Origin of the sequence: Vibrio sp. EJY3 (assembly GCF_000241385.1) — a bacterium.
Taxonomy (GTDB): Bacteria; Pseudomonadota; Gammaproteobacteria; order Enterobacterales; family Vibrionaceae; genus Vibrio; species Vibrio natriegens.
Genome location: NC_016613.1, coordinates 2,802,369 through 2,820,616, shown reverse-complemented (window position 1 = coordinate 2,820,616; position 18,248 = coordinate 2,802,369). Strand labels below are relative to the sequence as shown.

Genomic DNA, 18,248 nt, shown 5'->3' with positions numbered 1-18,248 from the left:
TCTTTCTATATAAGAGAAAAGATATGTCAAAAGAATTTAGCCGCACGCAGCGCGTTTCACAGCAGCTGCAAAAAGAACTTGCCATGATCCTGCAGCGTGAAGTTCGTGATTCACGTTTGGGTATGGTTACTATTTCAGATGTTGAAGTATCTCGTGACCTTGCTTATGCCAAAGTATTCGTTACTTTCCTATGTGTAGGCGAGCAAACTCCAGAATCATGTCTAGCGGCGCTCCGTGAGCATGAAGTGCATATTCGCATGATGCTAGGGAAGCGTATTCGTCTGCGCCTTACTCCAGAAATTCGCTTCCACTACGACAATACTCTTGTTGAAGGTATGCGCATGTCTAACCTTGTGTCTGAAGTGGTTAGTGCAGATAAGCAAAAGCAAAAAGATTCTGGTCGTGAGGACGAAGAATAATGGCTCGTCGTCGTAAAGGTCGTCCAATCAATGGCGTTATCCTGTTAGATAAACCGACAGGTATCTCATCTAATGATGCGTTGCAAAAAGTGAAGCGCATTTACTTTGCTGAAAAAGCGGGTCATACGGGTGCATTGGATCCTCTAGCGACGGGCATGTTGCCGATCTGTTTGGGAGAGGCAACAAAGTTTTCTCAGTTCCTATTGGATTCAGACAAACGCTACCGAGTGATCGCGAAACTGGGTGAACGTACCAACACATCAGATTCTGATGGTGAAGTCGTAGAAACTCGTCCGGTCGATGTGGATCTTGAGAAGCTAGAAGCGTGCATTGACAAATTCCGTGGTGAATCGGATCAAGTACCTTCAATGTTTTCAGCGTTGAAATACCAAGGTAAGCCGTTGTACGAGTATGCGCGTAAAGGAATCGAAGTTCCGCGCGAATCTCGTAAAATCACGGTCTACGAAATCATCCTTCATCGTTTTGAAGGTGATGAAGTCGAGATGGAAGTACACTGTTCAAAAGGTACATACATTCGAACCATCGTCGATGACCTTGGTGAAATGTTAGGCTGTGGCGCTCATGTCACTATGCTTCGCCGTACTGGTGTTGCTAAGTACCCATATGAGAAGATGGTTACGCTTGAGCAACTTAACGAGTTACTGGAGCAAGCACACCGCCAAGAGGTCGCGCCACGTGAGCTTTTGGATCCGCTGCTTATGCCAATGGACACAGCGGTAGAAGATCTACCAGAAGTGAACCTGATACCAGAGCTTGCGGACATGGTTCAACATGGTCAACCGGTTCAAGTAAGTGGTGCTCCTACCGAAGGTTCTCTTCGCCTTACCATGGGAGAAGAGCGCTTATTCATCGGTGTTGGCGAGATGAACAACGACGGAAAAATCGCACCAAAACGTTTGGTGGTTTTTCGTGACGAAGAGTAATTTCGCACTACTTGAAAAATACCGGCCTTAGCGCCGGTATTTTTTATTGCGTGAATGCAGAAACTTCCCTATAATTCGCGCTTCTCGTGTCGGCTGAATCAGAGATTGGCTGGCACAAATATTAACTTACTCTTATTAGGAGAGAATTATGTCTCTGAATGCAGAAACTAAAGCAGCAATCGTAGCAGAATACGCACAATCTGAAGGCGACACTGGTTCACCAGAAGTTCAAGTAGCTCTACTTACAGCTTCTATCAACCACCTACAAGGTCACTTCAAAGCGCACAAAGGCGATCACCACAGCCGTCGTGGTCTTCTACGTATGGTTTCTCGTCGTCGTAAGCTTCTAGATTACCTAAAAGGTAAAAACCTAGCTCGCTACCAAGACCTAATCAAGCGTCTAGGCCTACGTCGCTAATCAGCGACTGCTTAGCAGTTTGTCGAAAAAGGGGCTTTATGCCCCTTTTTTGTTGCCTAAATTTAGCCAAATCATCCTTAAGCCGTTATAATACTGGCGGCTTAATCTTTTGATGCGGTTCTAGATAAGTGAATGGTCACTGTTTAGAACAGTACATCAGATTTTTCACTAAACTCTTTGCATTACAGTCAACCTCGTCGACCAAAAGGTCGCGGCTATTAAAAAGAAATTTGTTTGAGTTTCTTTTCACTAGTCGCGATTCGTAATGCCTTGAGTGTTTATTAACACACCTAAGCGGCTGATTGTCAGCGCGTTTAGAAACAAGGAATAACAATGTTCGAAAAACCAGTTGTTAAAACGTTCCAGTACGGTAACCACACGGTTACTCTAGAAACTGGCGTTATCGCACGTCAAGCTACAGCAGCAGTTATGGTTACAATGGACGATACAGCAGTATTCGTTTCAGTTGTAGGTAAGAAAGAAGCAGTTGCTGGTCAAGACTTCTTCCCTCTAACAGTAAACTACCAAGAGCGTACTTACGCTGCAGGTAAAATCCCTGGTGGTTTCTTCAAGCGTGAAGGTCGTCCATCTGAAGGCGAAACGCTAACAGCTCGTCTAATCGACCGTCCAATCCGTCCGCTATTCCCGGATGCATTCAAAAACGAAGTACAAGTTATTGCTACGGTTGTTTCTGTAAACCCTGACGTTCAACCAGATATCCCAACAATGATTGGTACGTCTGCGGCACTAGCTATCTCTGGTATTCCGTTTAATGGTCCTATCGGTGCAGCACGTGTTGGTCACATCGACGGTCAACTTGTTCTTAACCCAAGCCAAACTGAACTAGATGCATCTCGTTTGGATCTTGTTGTTGCGGGTACAGAGTCTGCAGTACTGATGGTTGAGTCAGAAGCTGACAACCTAACTGAAGAAGAAATGCTAGCAGCGGTTGTTTACGGTCACGATCAACAACAAGTTGTGATCAACGCAATCAACGAATTTAAAGCTGAAGTTGCAACTCCAGCTTGGGATTGGGTTGCTCCAGAAGAGAACACAGTACTTAAGAACAAGATTGCTGAACTAGCAGAAGCTAAGCTTGTTGAAGCTTACCAAATCACTGAGAAGATGGCTCGTTACGACCGTATCCACGCGATCGCAGCAGAAGTTAACGAAGTGCTACTAGCTGAAGATCCAGAAGCGGACACGAAAGAAATCCACACTATCTTCCATGACCTAGAGAAGACAGTTGTACGTCGTAGCATCATCGCGGGTAACCCACGTATCGATGGTCGTGAGAAAGACATGGTTCGTGCGCTAGATGTACGTACTGGTATTCTTCCACGTACTCACGGTTCTGCTCTATTCACTCGTGGTGAAACTCAGGCGATCGTTACAGCAACTCTTGGTACGCAGCGTGACGCGCAAATCATTGATGAGCTGACAGGTGAGCGTAAAGATCACTTCCTACTACACTACAACTTCCCTCCATACTGTGTAGGTGAAACTGGTTTTGTAGGTTCTCCAAAGCGTCGTGAAATCGGCCACGGTAAACTAGCTAAGCGTGGTATCGCAGCAGTAATGCCATCTGTTGACGAGTTCCCATACACAGTTCGCGTTGTATCAGAAATCACTGAATCTAACGGTTCATCTTCAATGGCTTCTGTATGTGGTACTTCTCTGGCTCTTATGGATGCTGGTGTGCCAATCAAGTCTTCTGTTGCGGGTATCGCAATGGGTCTTGTTAAAGAAGGCGACGATTTCGTTGTTCTTTCTGACATCCTTGGTGACGAAGACCACCTAGGTGACATGGACTTTAAAGTAGCAGGTACTAACACTGGTGTTACTGCACTTCAAATGGACATCAAGATCGAAGGTATCACTAAAGAAATCATGCAAATTGCGCTTAACCAAGCACAAGGTGCACGTAAGCACATCCTATCTGTAATGGATGAAGCGATTTCTGGTGCTCGTGATGATATCTCTGAGTTCGCTCCGCGTATTCATACAATGAAGATCAGCGCTGAGAAGATCAAAGACGTTATCGGTAAAGGTGGTGCAGTTATCCGTGCTCTAACTGAAGAGACGGGTACAACTATCGAAATCGAAGACGACGGTACGATTAAAATTGCAGCGACTGAAGGAGCAGCAGCGAAAGAAGCGATCCGTCGCATTGAAGAGATCACTGCTGAAGTTGAAGTTGGCCGTATCTACACTGGTAAAGTGGCACGTCTGGCGGACTTTGGTGCATTCGTAACAGTACTTCCAGGTAAAGATGGTCTAGTGCATATTTCTCAAATCGCAGAAAAACGTGTTGAGAAAGTGTCAGACTACCTAACTGAAGGTCAGGAAGTTCAAGTTAAAGTTCTTGAAATCGACCGTCAGGGACGTGTACGTCTAAGCATGAAAGAAGCAGTAGAAAAGCCAGCTGAAGAAGCAGCGGCTGAAGCACCTGCTGCTAAAGACGAGTAATCTAATACTCGACTTTCGGTCTTTTATTAGCTTAAGGGCCTGAAAGCATGCTATAAAAGGGGAGCAATTTTGCTCCCCTTTTTTTGTTTTGTTTCGAGGCGTTTACCCTCAGGTGAGGCAATTTATTCTACTATTGCATATAAAGATAAGGCATAAGAGAAACAGACTCGGAGCAGTCCAAATTAGGAGTATCAATTAGTGAAATGGTTTCAAACCGCAAGTTTATGTGTTGCTATCGCGCTGACCGGTTGTGCAAATACTTCTCAGCAATCGGCCATGCAGTGGGTTTACCCACCAATGGCGGTACCTCTGCAACCTAGCGTGCAGCAAGAGGTGCAAATTGCGCGTTTATCTCAGCTGCTTCAGCGCCCTGATCTGAGTGATGAAGTTCGTGCAAAAATGCACTATGAGCGCGGCAATTACTATGACAGTGTTGGCTTACGTGACCTTGCTCGTTTGGATTTCAACCAATCTTTACAATTGAACCCTGCTCAACCTGATATCTTCAATCTATTAGGGGTTTACTTTACTCAGGTTGGAGAGTTTGATGCCGCTTATGAAGCCTTTGATTCAACCTTAGAGCTGGCTCCTGATAACACGTATGCCGAAAGAAACCGTGCTATCGCATTGTATTATGGCGGCCGGATTGAACTCGCTCTGGAAGACATGAATAAGCACTACGAAGAGATGCCAAGCGATCCATTTCGTGCGTTGTGGCTTTACATCATTGAAGCTGAACAGGATCCGGAGCAAGCAAAAGTGAATCTGAAGAAGCACTATAAACGAGATCGAAGTGAAGAGTGGGGATGGGTCTTAGTGGCCATTATGCTGCGTGACGTTTCAGATGAGCAAGCGCTGAAATTGATCATGGATGGTACACGAGAAAACTACCGTCTTGCTGAGCGACTCACGGAGACTTACTTTTATTTAGGGAAGCGTCATCAGTTGCAAGGCGATTTGGCGAGTGCAATATCACTGTATAAATTGGCGATATCCTTCAACGTTTATGATTACGTGGAGCACCGGTACTCATTTCTCGAGTTAGCTCAGATTTATGAGCAGTTGCAGCAGGACAGGATGGCTAAGCTCAAAGCTGAGCAACAACCAGATAACTAGTCTAAAGCCGCTCACTGAGCGGTTTTTTGATGCTGGTGTGATTCGACGAATGTTCTTTTTCGGTAAGTAAAGGCGAGTGTCTTCTCTGGTTAGTCTTGCGTGATTAGAACCCATCACATTAGCTGTTCGTGTTTTGTTATACATGTGTTTGTCCAGACAGAACAAAATAATTATTAATATTAATCGGTTAGCTTTGCTAACTGCTGGTGGTTGTTATGCAAGGCTCGATATATAGACAGTTTTGGAAGTACACGATTCCAACCGTTGCTGCTATGTTGGTGAATGGTTTGTATCAAGTGATCGACGGCATTTTTATTGGCCGCTATGTTGGTGCTGATGGGCTGGCCGGAATTAACGTAGCGTGGCCTGTGATTGGTACAATCTTAGGCGTCGGCATGATGGCTGGCGTCGGCACGGGGGCTCTTGTTTCCATCAAACGTGGTGAACAAGACCAAGACGGTGCCAAACGCATTTTATCTACCGGGTTATTATTGCTCGCCGCATTGATGCCAGTCGTTGCGGCGGTTCTTTTCTACTTTGCGGACGATTTTATTCGTTGGCAAGGAGCGCAAGGTCAAGTATACGAGCTCGGTCTACAGTACTTACAAATATTAATTGTGTCGTGCATATTCACGCTTGGATCGATCGCAGCGCCATTTTTATTGAGAAACGATGATAGCCCTAACTTAGCCACGATACTGATGGTGACAGGTGCTGCGATAAACATCTCGCTAGATTATGTCTTTATTGCTTGGTTGGGGTGGGAGTTGACTGGTGCTGCCATTGCAACTGCGTTGGCACAGATGGTCGTTACGGTTCTTGGTATTGGTTACTTCTTCAGTTCCAAAGCCAAGCTGCGCTTACGTTTTAGCGATCTGCAAGTACAGCTTGATATTGTGCCTAAGGTCGTGATGATCGGAAGCTCGAGCTTTTTTATGTACGCTTACGGCTCGATCATGGTGGCACTGCATAATTCGTTGTTTGCTCAATATGGCAGTGCGTTATTGATTGGTGCGTATGCGATTCTCGGTTATATCGTCACGGTTTATTTCTTAGTTGCAGAGGGCATTGCTAATGGCATGCAGCCTCTGGTGAGCTATAACCATGGGGCGCGTAATCCGCAAAATATTCGTAAGCTGCTAAAGATAGCCATGGGCACCGCGGTGCTGGGAGGCTTTGCTTTTGTTACCTTGTTGAACGTTTTCCCTTATGAGGTCGTTTCTGTCTTTAATAGCTCGGATCAGCAGTTAATTGAAAGTGCAGTGATGGGTATCCGCTTTCACATGTTTGCCTTGTTCTTAGACGGTTTCTTAATGGTCTCGGCCGCGTATTATCAGTCGATGAATAAAGGCAGTAAAGCGATGTTCATTACAGTTGGTAATATTATGGTTCAGCTACCATTTCTGTTTATCATGCCTAAAATATTCGGCGTGGTGGGGATTTGGATTGCCTTCCCATTGTCTAACATTGCGTTAAGTTTGGTCGTAATGAGTATGTTGTGGCGTGATGTGAAGAAGTTGCTTAGTGAGAGCCCAGTTGAACCTAGCTTGCAATCGTCTTGACAGAAACAAGCAAAATAAAGCGAGGCATTGACCTCGCTTTATGTATATCTAGAGTCAGATATTTTTGACGTCCAGACCTGCTAGTTGGTGCCAGTAGCCATTGCATTGACGGTCTTCGAGTTTCTGAGGTTTTTCGCCCTGTTCATTGGCACGGAATTGATCTAATTCCGATAGAGTGCTGATACCAAGTGGGCTAAGTCGTACCACATCCACTAATCCCTGCATGCCAGGTAAGTCATTGATTAAGTTGTAGCAGTAACCAGATTGAGTTTGGATACCATTAAGGTTGAAAACTTCCTGACCCTCTTGGCTGCTTACCTGAATGCCTGTCGGGTACTTAATGCAGCAGGTCTCGCAATCGTCTTTTGCACGGTTTTCAGCGCGCGCCGTAAAGCAACGAGCCGAGTAGGCCAGTGGCAGATAGCCATGGCTGAACACTTCCACTTCAAATTTATTGCGGATACCAAGACTCTCACATTGCGCTAATGTATCACGTAACCAATCACGCGACAGTTCCACAGGCATACACCAGCGCGTCATACCCTGTTTGAGAAATAGGTTCAGTGTATGGGCATTGTAGGTATTAATCGCCGGGCCAACAACAAACGGCACTCGGTGCTCTGAGGCTAGCTGAACCGCAGAAACATCATTGGCCTCAATCGCGAAATCACCATTATCGATGTATTTCTTCATGATGTTGACTTCACTTGGTGCTTCTAACAGCGCCATGGTTGAGAGCACGACCTGTTTTCCGGCAGCGGAGAGTTCTTTTGCGATATCAAACCAATGGGCTGGTTTCATTTCTCGTCGTTTAGAGCAGACCGTTTCACCTAGATAGATGATGTCCGCAGTACTCTCTTTTGCTTGCTGATAGAACGCTTCCACATCTTGTTTTGGCCAGAAATAGAGTAATGGACCAAGTGCGTATTTCATTGAATTTTCCATTTTTACCTCTACTGCCATTGGCGGTGATAAGCGCCTAATGTGGTTTGCGTGCCTTCTGATACGTTAGCTAACGTTGCATTCCAGGCTTCTTCCACTTGGTACGCGGCAGGGTTTGCCTGATAACGGTCAATCGCAGCTCGCCAAGTGCGAGTTACTTGTTCTACGTAAGCAGGGCTTCGCTGACGGCCTTCAATTTTTACTGACGCAACATTGGCTGCAAACAGTTCCGGAAGCATAGACAGCGTATTCAGGCTGGTTGGCTCTTCCAGTGCGTGGTAGCGCTTTTTCTCACCTTCGATTTCCGCTTCAAAGCGGCCTTTACATAAGGTCGGATAACCCGCGTTTTCCCCTTCGCTGTAACGGTCAATCAGAATGTTATTGAGTCGCGATTCCAAACCTTGCTCGGTCTCTTGCCAGCGTACGTATTTTGCTGGTGAGCAAGCGCCAACGGTATTCGGTGATTCACCCGTCATGTACGACGATAAATAACAGCGGCCTTCAGACATGATGCATAAACTACCAAAGGCAAACACTTCTAGCTCTACATCGCTTGTGATATTACGCGATAACTGTTTAACCTGATGAATAGACAGGACTCGTGGCAGTACGACACGTTTAACGTTGAAATTCTGTTTATAGAACTCAATGGCTGCCACATTGGTGGCTGAGGCTTGTACTGATAGATGAAGCTCTAACTCTGGGTATTTTCGCGCCGCATACTCCAATACCGCGATGTCAGCGACGATAAGAGCATCAACGCCCAATGATGCGGCGTTGTCTACGGCATTTGTCCAGCGTTCAAAACCATTTGGATGGGCAAATGTGTTGAGCGCTACGTGGATTTTTTTGTTGCGGTCGTGAACGTATTGCACCGCTTTCTCTAGCTTCTTGCCATGAAAGTTTAATCCAGCAAAGTGACGTGCATTGGTATCGTCTTTAAAGCCGATGTACACGGCATCTGCGCCACAATCAATAGCAGTCTTTAATGCAGGCAGGTTGCCCGCAGGACACAAGAGTTCCATATGCTCATAATCATTGAGAAAAAGGTGTTCGCATTTTATGAAGGATTATGAATAGCAAAATTGACCTAAGTTAGGTTTAGCTCAATAAACTCAATATTTACTCTTTGGGAGTAACGAGTTAATTCTTGTGACGACGATTTTGTACAAAGAGCTCTTCAATTTCGTGTTTAGGTTGCGGGCGGTAAAAGTGGAAGCCCTGAATCGAGTGACATTGCAGGTTTGAAAGCAACGTCGCTTGCTGATGGGTTTCGACCCCTTCCGCGACCACGGATAAATCTAAGGATTTACCCAGGTTGATAATGTTTTCGATAACGGTTACTTGCTTAGGCAGTGTGTCAATATCACTAATAAAAGCGCGGTCTATTTTGAGTTCATCAATAGGGAAGCGGGCTAGGTAAGAGAGAGACGAGTACCCGGTTCCAAAGTCATCAATCGACAGGGCAAACCCCAGTTTTTTGATGGCGTTTAGCATTTGCAATGTATGTTCACTGTCGCTCATTACGGCGCTTTCTGTAAGCTCAAACGTAATACAGCTTGGATCGAGCTCTGTGGTGCGCAGTAACTTTTCCATAAAGTCGATAAGTTGTGGGTTGCCAAACTGCTCGGGAGATAAGTTAATCGCGACGCGTCCTGGCAATACACTTTGCTGCTTCCAGCGTTTTACTGTATTGAAAACATCACGCATCACCACTCGTCCAAGGTGCTCGATCAACCCAGCTCGTTCGGCGACGGGAATAAATGCGCCAGGGCTAATATAGCCCTCAACCGGGTGTTTCCAGCGCACCAGTGCTTCTGCACCGTTGATACTAAAATCGCGCGCGTTTACTTTTGGTTGATACCAGACTTCCAAACCATTTTGCTGTAGTGCTTTTTGTAGCTCAATTTCCAGCCACAAACGCATGCGCGCTTCTTTATTCATTTGATCGTTGAATTTGATCAGTCGGTTTCGCCCGCGATCTTTCGCCTCGTACATCGCAGTATCGGCGTTTTGCAGTAAAACTCTGGCATCTTGGCCATCTTCTGGATAGCGGACACTGCCAATTGAACAAGCAAGACGTTTGCTAAAGTGATGTAGATCGAAAGGCTGGTTGATCAGAGAGATAATGCGATCCGACAGAATTTCAGCCATTCGCGCATTTTCAGGCTCCGGTAACAGAATACCGAATTCATCACTCCCCAGGTGCCCAAGAATTGCCTGACTTGGTAATAATCGCTTCAGGCGTGCTGAGACCTCTTGGATCACTTTGTCACCAATATGATGGCCCAGTGAATCATTGATATTTTTAAAGTTATCGATATCCAGATAGAAGAGCAGTAGTGGTGTCTGCTTTTTGATCAGTTGTTCCAGGCGTTTAGTAAAACCAAAACGGTTGTACAACTTGGTCAGGGAGTCAATATTCGCATCTTCACCCAAAGACGCCGATAAATTCTTGGGTGCAGTGTCGGCATCCTGAATCAAAATGATTTGTGAGGCACTACCCAGAATGGCCGTTGAATCAGCATGAAGCTGTACTTTACGCTCAAACCCACATCGCGCGCTGGTTAGGCAAATAAAAGGTTTATCAGAAATCAGTGTACTTAAAGGGTGGCCGAAGACTTTTTTAGTATTTTCATCAATGAACAAACGGCTAAGCTTTTCGCCAAGCAGATCATGCGGTGAGTTTATCCCGAGCAACCTTGCCGATGCTGGATTCGCCGAAATAATTACATCTTCTTCGATAAGTAATAAACCATCGGGCAAAAGTTGGGTGAGTTTGGCAAACTTGCTCTCTGACTCTTCTAGGGAGCGGACAAGAATTTGTTTCTCTGAGGTATCGACAGCATGAAAAACCACATGCCGGATTTCATTACCCTCATATACAGGCGACAAACTAAAATGCAGGCTGGTTTCTAGATCCGTTTCATCCAGAGTAATCTCGGCTTCTATATGCGTACCATCGAAAGCGCGTTGATAATAAGGCGCTAGCTTTTTATAGAACTGCTCTCCCAAAACGTGAACATCGTTGAGTCCGATGATCTCTGCATTACTCAATCCGGCGATATCACAATAGCGATCACTCACCATTCGATAATTGTGTTTTTTATCAAGGATGGCGAAAAAGAAAGGGCTATTTGAGGTTAGCGTGGCAAACCAATGTTGTAATTGCTGGGAAGGCATTAGGTTGTTACCGATCTCCGATGAGCCAGATTGCTCGCCCGTTTTAAACGTGCTAGTTGAAAAAAGTCGCTACGGTGACGTTCAACGAGTTAACCGACCACCATTCGTTAAGTCATTGACTTATTTGAATTGCGTTGTTAATTGCCACCAAAATACGGTCGTTCACTATAACTTTGAAAATAGAGTTGTTAAAGCGTTTATCTCATTGTTCTCATCAATAATACACGTAAGGTCAAAAAACGAAGCATTTTTGGTCATCTGAAAACAAGCTGTTTATTGATGCATAACAGGAATCAGTTTCACACAATTGCTTAATATGATCGCCCTGATGATAAAGTAACGGATAATGAACGTGTTAAACAAGATTCGCAGTCAACTAGTCAAGAACGCAGCCAATATCTTGCGCTCTCCAGTCCAGTTATTACCTCAAACGGTTCAGAAAAAAGCCCTACTTGAAGGTTTGAAAATGATATTCAAAGAGGCGCTGGAAGATGGCGATTTTGAATTTCTGGAAGATAAGTGGTTAAAAGTTGCGATTAAAGACTTGAATTTAGCATGGTACATCAGCTATCAAGATGAAAACTTACTTGTTGCTGAAAAACCAGTTCAGGAAGATGTGAGTTTTAGTGGTAATCTAAACGACCTAGTATTAATTGCTGGTCGTAAAGAAGACCCTGATACGTTGTTCTTCCAACGTCGCCTTTCTATTGAAGGGGACACTGAGCTTGGCTTAGAAGTGAAAAACTTAATGGACAGTGTGGACTTAGAGCAGTTACCAAAAGCCATGCAAGTCGCTCTGAATCAATTGGCGGATTTTGTCCAAAAAGGAGTTCAAGAGCCTGCACAACAACCCGGAGTAGCGAATGCTTATTCGAACTGAAGCCCCTGCGGACATTCTAACCATTGACCGCTTATTGAAACACGCTTTTCCAACTGATGCAGAAGCTAATTTAGTGATGCGTTTACGTGAAAATGGCAAGCTGACCTTGTCATTGGTGGCGTGTACGGATGAGGGGGAAGTTATTGGTCATGCTTTATTTAGCCCAGTTACCTTAAATGGTGAAGATTTGTCATGGCAAGGACTCGCGCCATTAGCGGTACACGAAGACTATCGACGTCAAGGTATCGGAGCCGAGTTGATCAAAGAAGGCTTCGACTCTTTGCGTGATTTTGGTTATCCGGTATGTGTCGTGCTTGGCTCGCCAGATTACTATGCTCGTCAGGGCTTTAAAGCTTGTGATGAGATGGGGTTTGAATGCGCATGGGAAGTGCCTCAAGGTGCGTTCCGTATTGCTGAAGTTGTTGAAGGCCAATGTGCAGGACGTTCTGGTCGCATTGATTATTCGCCTGAGTTCGACGACTTATAAGCATCTGAGCAGCTGGTGGTTATGAACCGGCTGCTTTTACAATCGCTGTAGTAAATCGCAAAGTGATGGCTTTGCTATACGTATTAACGTCGAATTCTAGTTAAATCTTTTCCTTTCTTTTTATTTCCCTTATTCCTTCATCGATACATCCAATGTCTTTGGTTGTTAGGTATCGTCACTATAATTTGATAGAATTGCCTGGTTCAAACAGGTGACGAAAAATGTCGATTAACGAGAAACAGTACTTACATGAAATGGGAATCAGCACTTGGGAGTTGATTCATCCAGATAGGTTAGCGGGCTATCAATCACCAGTGATTGATCTGCCAAGTGCTTGCAAGCTTCTACTGGTTTCCCCAGTCTGTCCTGTGAATGAGTCAGCGATCCTATTCGAGAAAATACTTAAGAGTATGAAGTTAACCCTCGATCAAGCCATGCATCTGGAACCTGAACGCTTCTCTTTACTAGGGGAGCATCAGTTGGAGTGGGTATGGTTTGCCGGGTGTGATGTGAATGGGGATTCAAACATCAAGCAACTCACTTCACCATTACTTCAGGACATTGATGGGAACAACGAACAAAAAAGAGCACTTTGGCAGCAAATTTGTTCTTATTCGTAATGCTGATAAAAGCTCTGGTGTGCGATACGAATCTAAGGCGTATCACTAGCTAAGCATTAAATAGGTTAAATCATGACGATTGAAATTATTCCGATGTGTGAAGCGCATTTGGAACAGGTTTGGCAAATCGAACAGCAAGCGCATTCTCACCCTTGGGCTGAGTCATTAGTTCGTGACTTATCCAGCCGAGGTGCTTGTCACCATGTGATGGTAGAAGGTGACTCGGTCCTTGGTTATTTTTATGCTCAGAACATTGTCGGAGAAGTAACACTGCTGAATATTGCAGTCGATCCTTCGCAACAAGGCAAAGGCCATGGCCAAAAATTGCTGGATGCATTTCTATTTCACTGTGAGCAAGTAAAAGCAGAAAGTGCTTGGCTGGAAGTGAGAGAAAGTAACCACGCTGCCATCTATATTTATGAACAAGCGGGTTTTAATGAATTGGACCGCCGTTATAACTATTACCCTGCCAAAACAGGGAATGGTAAAGAAGATGCGATCATCATGAGTTATATCTTCTTCCATTAGTTACCCACAGACTTCATTCGGGATGTTGCCCCTAGAGCAATCAGTAGCCCATAAAGCGATCTGTTGCCCCTAAAGCAATAATAAGCGAGAATACCGCGCAAAATTGAATCTAAAATGTGTGTTTGCTTTTCAGGCAAGCATACAGACATCAAAGAAGACCAGTTTCATGTCAAATACACCTTTTCTAGGCGAAGTCTCTAAACGTAGAACATTCGCTATTATTTCTCACCCGGATGCGGGTAAAACAACCATTACCGAAAAAGTACTTTTATTCGGAAACGCGATCCAAAAAGCAGGTACCGTTAAAGGTCGTGGTAATGCTCAGCATGCTAAATCTGACTGGATGGAAATGGAAAAGGAACGTGGTATCTCGGTAACCACTTCTGTGATGCAGTTTCCTTACAACGATTGTCTGGTTAACCTACTGGATACTCCGGGGCACGAAGACTTCTCTGAAGATACTTACCGTACACTAACCGCGGTTGACTCTTGTTTGATGGTTATCGATGCAGCGAAAGGTGTCGAGGATCGTACTCGTAAACTGATGGAAGTTACGCGTCTTCGTGATACACCAATTGTCACTTTCATGAACAAACTTGACCGTGATGTTCGCGAACCAATGGAAGTTTTAGACGAAGTTGAAAACGAACTGGGCATGATGTGTGCGCCAATTACCTGGCCGATTGGCTGTGGTAAAGAGTTTAAAGGTGTGTACCACATTCACCGTGACGAGACGATTCTTTATGAATCTGGCCATGGTCATGAGATTCAGGAAGTTCGCATCATCAAAGGTTTGGACAACCCAGAACTTGATGAAAAAGTCGGTGCAGATCTGGCAGAAAGCGTACGTGAAGAGCTTGAACTCGTAATGGGTGCTTGTCCAGAGTTCGAACTGGAATCATTCCTGACTGGTGAGCTAACACCCGTTTATTTCGGTACGGCATTAGGTAACTTCGGTGTTGACCACATGTTGGATGGTTTGACAGAGTGGGCGCCTGCGCCGAAAACGCGTCAAGCGGTTGAGCGTGAAGTTGAAGCGACAGAAGAGAAGTTTTCTGGTTTCGTGTTTAAGATTCAGGCAAACATGGATCCAAAACACCGTGACCGTATCGCCTTTATGCGTATCGTATCGGGTACTTACACTCAAGGCATGAAGATGAACCACGTTCGTCTAGGCAAACAAGTAAGTATCTCTGATGCGGTAACCTTCATGGCTGGTGACCGTTCACGTGCAGAACACGCTTACGCTGGTGATATTATCGGTCTGCATAACCACGGTACTATCCAGATTGGTGATACCTTCACGCAAGGTGAATCACTTAAGTTCTCTGGTATTCCGAACTTTGCACCGGAATTGTTCCGTCGTATTCGTCTGAAAGATCCACTAAAACAGAAGCAGCTACTGAAAGGTTTGGTTCAGTTGTCTGAAGAGGGTGCGGTACAGGTGTTCCGTCCACTGCAAAACAACGATCTGATCGTTGGCGCGGTTGGTGTGCTTCAGTTTGATGTGGTTGTGGCTCGTCTGAAGTCTGAATACAACGTAGAAGCGATCTACGAAGGTGTAAACGTGGCAACGGCTCGTTGGGTTGAGTGCGGCGACGCGAAGAAACTGGATGAGTTCCAACGTAAGAATCAGAGCAACTTAGCACTTGATGGTGGTGACAACTTAACGTACATCGCGCCGACAATGGTTAACCTGAACCTAGCGAAAGAGCGCTTCCCGGATGTTGACTTCCGTGCGACTCGTGAGCACTAATCGACGTTAACTGAAGCTCGCTTACACCGCGACTGGATTTTAAAACGCCCTTGGCTATAGACTTAGTCAAGGGCGTTTTTATATCAGCAGAAATGATGTGGATTGGACTATATCCATTAAAGTTAATAAGTGATTAGAGATAGCGGAGTAAAAATGAACTGGTTGAAAAGAGGCATTAAGCGCTACGACGACTGGTGCAAAGAGATGGGGCTCACGCCGGATCAAAAACGCAGTTGTGTGCCTTATAGAAAAGATCCTGCTCATCAGAGTGAGGAGCCAAACGCAGCACCGAAATCTGCCGAGAGCAATAGAAAGTCACAAGATGAAGCTCTTTGATACGCACTGTCATTTTGATTTTGACGTGTTTCAGGATGATTTTGAGCACAACCTGGCTCTTGCTCAAGAGCAAGGGGTGAGCCGAATCCTGATACCCTCAGTCGGACCTTCAAACTGGTCACACATTCAAACCTTAGCCAAGCGACATTCCCACTTATATTATGCGTTGGGGTTTCATCCGTATTTTCTTGAAGAGAACTTTGAGCAGCACCTTGCTGAGCTGGAGCATTATCTCAAACAAAAGCCGCCACAGTGCGTTGCAATAGGCGAGTGCGGATTAGATTTTGCTATTGACGTCGATCCTCAGTTGCAAGAAAAGGTGCTTGAAACTCAATTTGAGCTCGCCAGACGTTTCGACCTACCGGTCATTTTACATAGCCGAAAAGCGCACAATCGACTTATTCAAATGGTCAAAGCGGCGAAGCTACCTAAAGGCGGTGTCGTACATGCTTTTGCTGGTAGCTATCAGCAAGCGATGGAGTGGGTCAGATTAGGTTTTTTCATCGGTGTAGGGGGAACTATTACCTACCCACGAGCCCAAAAAACCCGCGACGCAATTCAAAAATTAGCCCTAGAAAACCTACTTATCGAAACAGACGCTCCAGATATGCCTATACTTGGATATCAGGGGCAGCCCAACCACCCGGCGAAACTCATTCATGTATTAAATGTGCTCGTAGAGTTGCGTAGAGGAGAAAAGCAATCGATTGCGTCGCAACTGTGGAAAAATAGCAATTTTGCCTTCTCAATATGTGAATAGAATTCAAAGAAACTGTTTAGATTCGAAAACGTTTTCCTTTTTATTGTGAGTTCTATCACAAAGATTAGTGAATCAATAATGAATCTTATGGGAAAGTGTGAGGGCGGCATTACTTTAATTGATGATGCATGAGTATAATTGCCCCGCTTTTATAGCTCCATTTTGTTACACGCCAATAAATAACTTATAAGGAAGTCATAAACTATGAGCCTGTTTATGAGCCTGGTTGGTATGGTTGTGCTACTTGCTATCGCACTAGCATTCTCATCTAACCGCAAAGCTATCAACTTTAGAACTGTGGGTGGTGCATTCGCTATCCAATTCGCATTAGGTGCATTTGTTCTTTATGTACCTTGGGGCCGTGATCTACTAAACGGTTTCTCTAGTGGTGTATCTAACGTTATCAACTACGGTAACGATGGTTCATCATTCCTGTTCGGTGGTCTTGTTTCTAACAAGATGTTCGAAGTATTCGGTGGCGGTGGTTTCATCTTCGCATTCCGTGTTCTTCCTACACTGATCTTCTTCTCTGCTCTGATCTCAGTTCTGTACTACATTGGCGTTATGCAATGGGTTATCAAGATTCTTGGTGGTGCACTACAGAAAGCGCTTGGTACTTCTCGTGCAGAATCAATGTCAGCAGCAGCTAACATTTTCGTAGGTCAAACTGAAGCGCCACTTGTGGTTCGTCCATTCGTTCCAAAAATGACTCAATCAGAGCTATTCGCGGTAATGTGTGGTGGTCTAGCTTCTGTTGCTGGTGGTGTACTAGCGGGTTACGCATCAATGGGTGTACCTCTAGAATACCTAGTTGCAGCATCATTCATGGCAGCACCTGGTGGTCTACTATTCGCTAAAATTCTTCACCCTGAAACTGATCAGCCTCATGAAAGTATCGAAGAGGCAATGGACGGCGGTGACGACAAACCTGTTAACGTAATCGACGCGGCAGCGGGCGGTGCAGCTTCTGGTCTACAACTAGCACTAAACGTAGGTGCAATGCTAATCGCATTCGTAGGTCTGATTGCTCTTGTTAACGGTATGCTAGGCGGCATCGGTGGTTGGTTCGGTATGCCTGAGCTGACTCTTGAGCTAATCCTGGGTTACGCGTTCTCTCCACTAGCATTCCTAATCGGTGTTCCATGGGCTGAAGCAGTAACTGCTGGTTCATTCATCGGTCAGAAAATTGTAGTGAACGAATTCGTTGCATACTTGAACTTCACGCCTTACATCGGTGAAAACGCTCAAGTAATCGCAGCAACTGGTGAAGTAATGTCTGAGAAGACTACGGCTATCATCTCATTTGCACTGTGTGGCTTCGCGAACCTTTCTTCTATCGCGATCCTACTAGGTGGTCTGGGTGGTCTAGCGCCAAGCCGTCGTCCAGATATCGCTCGCATGGGTGTTAAAGCAGTACTAGCTGGTACGTTGTCTAACCTAATGGCAGCGACAATTGCAGGCTTCTGCTTAAGCCTAGCAGCTCTGTAATTTAGAACTGGTTTTTAATATATAGACGCCATATTAAATCATGCCCTGTAGCAAGAAATTGCTGCGGGGCTTTTTTCGTTTTCAGGGCTGAAAATTTTTAGTGCGTCAAATGTAAGGGGTCTTAACTGACGGACTAGAGAATAGAAACCTGGAAATTTTGAGATACAAACCGTTTGCGCTCTATTTGGTGCTACAGTTTTGCGATGAATATCTATAATGTAGACATCACAAGGTGGATACAACCTAATCGATGGGTAAATGAATTACCCTGAAATATTAGATCTCAACGGCATTTTGTTGGGGAGATATGATATTAAAGACACCGCAATCATAGATTGTT

Annotated in this window: 17 protein-coding genes; 14 read left to right on the top strand and 3 right to left on the bottom strand. The window is 45.0% G+C overall.

Annotation, left to right across the window (positions count from 1 at the left end):
- Positions 1-23: 23 nt before the first annotated feature.
- From rbfA to VEJY3_RS12675, 6 genes are all read left to right on the top strand, one after another.
- Positions 24-419 (top strand): 30S ribosome-binding factor RbfA, encoded by a 396-nt coding sequence (rbfA, locus tag VEJY3_RS12700; protein WP_014232884.1) that lies wholly within the window; start codon positions 24-26, stop codon positions 417-419.
- Positions 419-1,363 carry a tRNA pseudouridine(55) synthase TruB gene (truB, locus tag VEJY3_RS12695; protein ID WP_014232883.1) on the top strand — a complete coding sequence of 315 codons (945 nt, stop codon included), beginning with the start codon at positions 419-421 and terminating at the stop codon, positions 1,361-1,363. Before rbfA ends, truB begins: the two co-directional genes overlap by 1 nt.
- A 148-nt stretch (positions 1,364-1,511) precedes the next feature.
- Positions 1,512-1,781, top strand: a complete 270-nt coding sequence (gene rpsO, locus VEJY3_RS12690; RefSeq protein WP_014232882.1) for a 30S ribosomal protein S15 — start codon at positions 1,512-1,514, stop codon at positions 1,779-1,781.
- Positions 1,782-2,114: 333 nt separating this feature from the next.
- Positions 2,115-4,250 (top strand): polyribonucleotide nucleotidyltransferase, encoded by a 2,136-nt coding sequence (pnp, locus tag VEJY3_RS12685; protein WP_014232881.1) that lies wholly within the window; start codon positions 2,115-2,117, stop codon positions 4,248-4,250.
- Positions 4,251-4,448: 198 nt separating this feature from the next.
- On the top strand, positions 4,449-5,366 hold the full coding sequence (gene nlpI / locus VEJY3_RS12680; protein WP_014232880.1) for a lipoprotein NlpI: 918 nt from the start codon (positions 4,449-4,451) through the stop codon (positions 5,364-5,366).
- Between the two features lie 215 nt (positions 5,367-5,581).
- Positions 5,582-6,928 carry an MATE family efflux transporter gene (locus tag VEJY3_RS12675; RefSeq protein WP_014232879.1) on the top strand — a complete coding sequence of 449 codons (1,347 nt, stop codon included), beginning with the start codon at positions 5,582-5,584 and terminating at the stop codon, positions 6,926-6,928.
- A gap of 54 nt (positions 6,929-6,982) precedes the next feature.
- Here the strand turns inward: VEJY3_RS12675 and VEJY3_RS12670 are convergent, their stop codons facing one another.
- The 3 genes from VEJY3_RS12670 to VEJY3_RS12660 all read right to left on the bottom strand — a co-directional run bounded on the left by VEJY3_RS12670 (position 6,983) and on the right by VEJY3_RS12660 (position 11,053).
- A complete protein-coding gene (locus tag VEJY3_RS12670; RefSeq protein ID WP_014232878.1) occupies positions 6,983-7,861 on the bottom strand; it encodes a U32 family peptidase in 879 nt (292 codons plus the stop codon).
- A gap of 20 nt (positions 7,862-7,881) precedes the next feature.
- The gene (locus VEJY3_RS12665; protein WP_014232877.1) at positions 7,882-8,895 is read right to left on the bottom strand and encodes a peptidase U32 family protein; all 1,014 of its coding nucleotides are present in this window, start codon (positions 8,893-8,895) and stop codon (positions 7,882-7,884) included.
- 118 nt (positions 8,896-9,013) lie between these two features.
- A complete protein-coding gene (locus tag VEJY3_RS12660) occupies positions 9,014-11,053 on the bottom strand; it encodes a bifunctional diguanylate cyclase/phosphodiesterase (protein ID WP_014232876.1) in 2,040 nt (679 codons plus the stop codon).
- Between the two features lie 352 nt (positions 11,054-11,405).
- Between VEJY3_RS12660 and VEJY3_RS12655 the strand changes: the two genes are divergently transcribed.
- The 8 genes from VEJY3_RS12655 (at position 11,406) to VEJY3_RS12620 (ending at position 17,908) form a co-directional block, all read left to right on the top strand.
- The gene (locus VEJY3_RS12655) at positions 11,406-11,933 is read left to right on the top strand and encodes an SCP2 domain-containing protein (RefSeq protein WP_014232875.1); all 528 of its coding nucleotides are present in this window, start codon (positions 11,406-11,408) and stop codon (positions 11,931-11,933) included.
- Positions 11,917-12,420 carry a GNAT family N-acetyltransferase gene (locus VEJY3_RS12650; protein WP_014232874.1) on the top strand — a complete coding sequence of 168 codons (504 nt, stop codon included), beginning with the start codon at positions 11,917-11,919 and terminating at the stop codon, positions 12,418-12,420. Before VEJY3_RS12655 ends, VEJY3_RS12650 begins: the two co-directional genes overlap by 17 nt.
- Positions 12,421-12,641: 221 nt before the next feature.
- Positions 12,642-13,040 carry a DNA polymerase III subunit psi gene (locus VEJY3_RS12645; RefSeq protein WP_014232873.1) on the top strand — a complete coding sequence of 133 codons (399 nt, stop codon included), beginning with the start codon at positions 12,642-12,644 and terminating at the stop codon, positions 13,038-13,040.
- Positions 13,041-13,112: 72 nt separating this feature from the next.
- Positions 13,113-13,568, top strand: a complete 456-nt coding sequence (gene rimI, locus VEJY3_RS12640; protein ID WP_014232872.1) for a ribosomal protein S18-alanine N-acetyltransferase — start codon at positions 13,113-13,115, stop codon at positions 13,566-13,568.
- Between the two features lie 166 nt (positions 13,569-13,734).
- Positions 13,735-15,324: a peptide chain release factor 3 gene (gene prfC, locus VEJY3_RS12635; RefSeq protein ID WP_014232871.1), complete on the top strand. Its 1,590-nt coding sequence runs from the start codon at positions 13,735-13,737 to the stop codon at positions 15,322-15,324.
- Between the two features lie 153 nt (positions 15,325-15,477).
- Positions 15,478-15,660 (top strand): DUF5363 family protein, encoded by a 183-nt coding sequence (locus VEJY3_RS12630; protein ID WP_014232870.1) that lies wholly within the window; start codon positions 15,478-15,480, stop codon positions 15,658-15,660.
- Complete coding sequence (locus tag VEJY3_RS12625; RefSeq protein WP_014232869.1) at positions 15,647-16,420, top strand: TatD family hydrolase; 774 nt, start codon at positions 15,647-15,649, stop codon at positions 16,418-16,420. Before VEJY3_RS12630 ends, VEJY3_RS12625 begins: the two co-directional genes overlap by 14 nt.
- A gap of 204 nt (positions 16,421-16,624) precedes the next feature.
- A complete protein-coding gene (locus VEJY3_RS12620; RefSeq protein ID WP_014232868.1) occupies positions 16,625-17,908 on the top strand; it encodes a NupC/NupG family nucleoside CNT transporter in 1,284 nt (427 codons plus the stop codon).
- Positions 17,909-18,248 lie beyond the last annotated feature (340 nt).

Excerpts from the sequence above, each read along its gene's own strand:
- pnp (WP_014232881.1), top strand. The coding sequence starts at position 2,115 with ATGTTCGAAAAACCAGTTGTTAAAACGTTCCAGTACGGTAACCACACG.
- rpsO (WP_014232882.1), top strand. The coding sequence starts at position 1,512 with ATGTCTCTGAATGCAGAAACTAAAGCAGCAATCGTAGCAGAATACGCA.
- VEJY3_RS12650 (WP_014232874.1), top strand. The coding sequence starts at position 11,917 with ATGCTTATTCGAACTGAAGCCCCTGCGGACATTCTAACCATTGACCGC.
- rbfA (WP_014232884.1), top strand. The coding sequence starts at position 24 with ATGTCAAAAGAATTTAGCCGCACGCAGCGCGTTTCACAGCAGCTGCAA.
- VEJY3_RS12625 (WP_014232869.1), top strand. The coding sequence starts at position 15,647 with ATGAAGCTCTTTGATACGCACTGTCATTTTGATTTTGACGTGTTTCAG.
- VEJY3_RS12620 (WP_014232868.1), top strand. The coding sequence starts at position 16,625 with ATGAGCCTGTTTATGAGCCTGGTTGGTATGGTTGTGCTACTTGCTATC.
- truB (WP_014232883.1), top strand. The coding sequence starts at position 419 with ATGGCTCGTCGTCGTAAAGGTCGTCCAATCAATGGCGTTATCCTGTTA.
- VEJY3_RS12665 (WP_014232877.1), bottom strand. The coding sequence starts at position 8,895 with ATGGAACTCTTGTGTCCTGCGGGCAACCTGCCTGCATTAAAGACTGCT.
- VEJY3_RS12670 (WP_014232878.1), bottom strand. The coding sequence starts at position 7,861 with ATGAAATACGCACTTGGTCCATTACTCTATTTCTGGCCAAAACAAGAT.
- rimI (WP_014232872.1), top strand. The coding sequence starts at position 13,113 with ATGACGATTGAAATTATTCCGATGTGTGAAGCGCATTTGGAACAGGTT.
- prfC (WP_014232871.1), top strand. The coding sequence starts at position 13,735 with ATGTCAAATACACCTTTTCTAGGCGAAGTCTCTAAACGTAGAACATTC.
- VEJY3_RS12630 (WP_014232870.1), top strand. The coding sequence starts at position 15,478 with ATGAACTGGTTGAAAAGAGGCATTAAGCGCTACGACGACTGGTGCAAA.
- VEJY3_RS12675 (WP_014232879.1), top strand. The coding sequence starts at position 5,582 with ATGCAAGGCTCGATATATAGACAGTTTTGGAAGTACACGATTCCAACC.
- VEJY3_RS12660 (WP_014232876.1), bottom strand. The coding sequence starts at position 11,053 with ATGCCTTCCCAGCAATTACAACATTGGTTTGCCACGCTAACCTCAAAT.
- VEJY3_RS12645 (WP_014232873.1), top strand. The coding sequence starts at position 12,642 with ATGTCGATTAACGAGAAACAGTACTTACATGAAATGGGAATCAGCACT.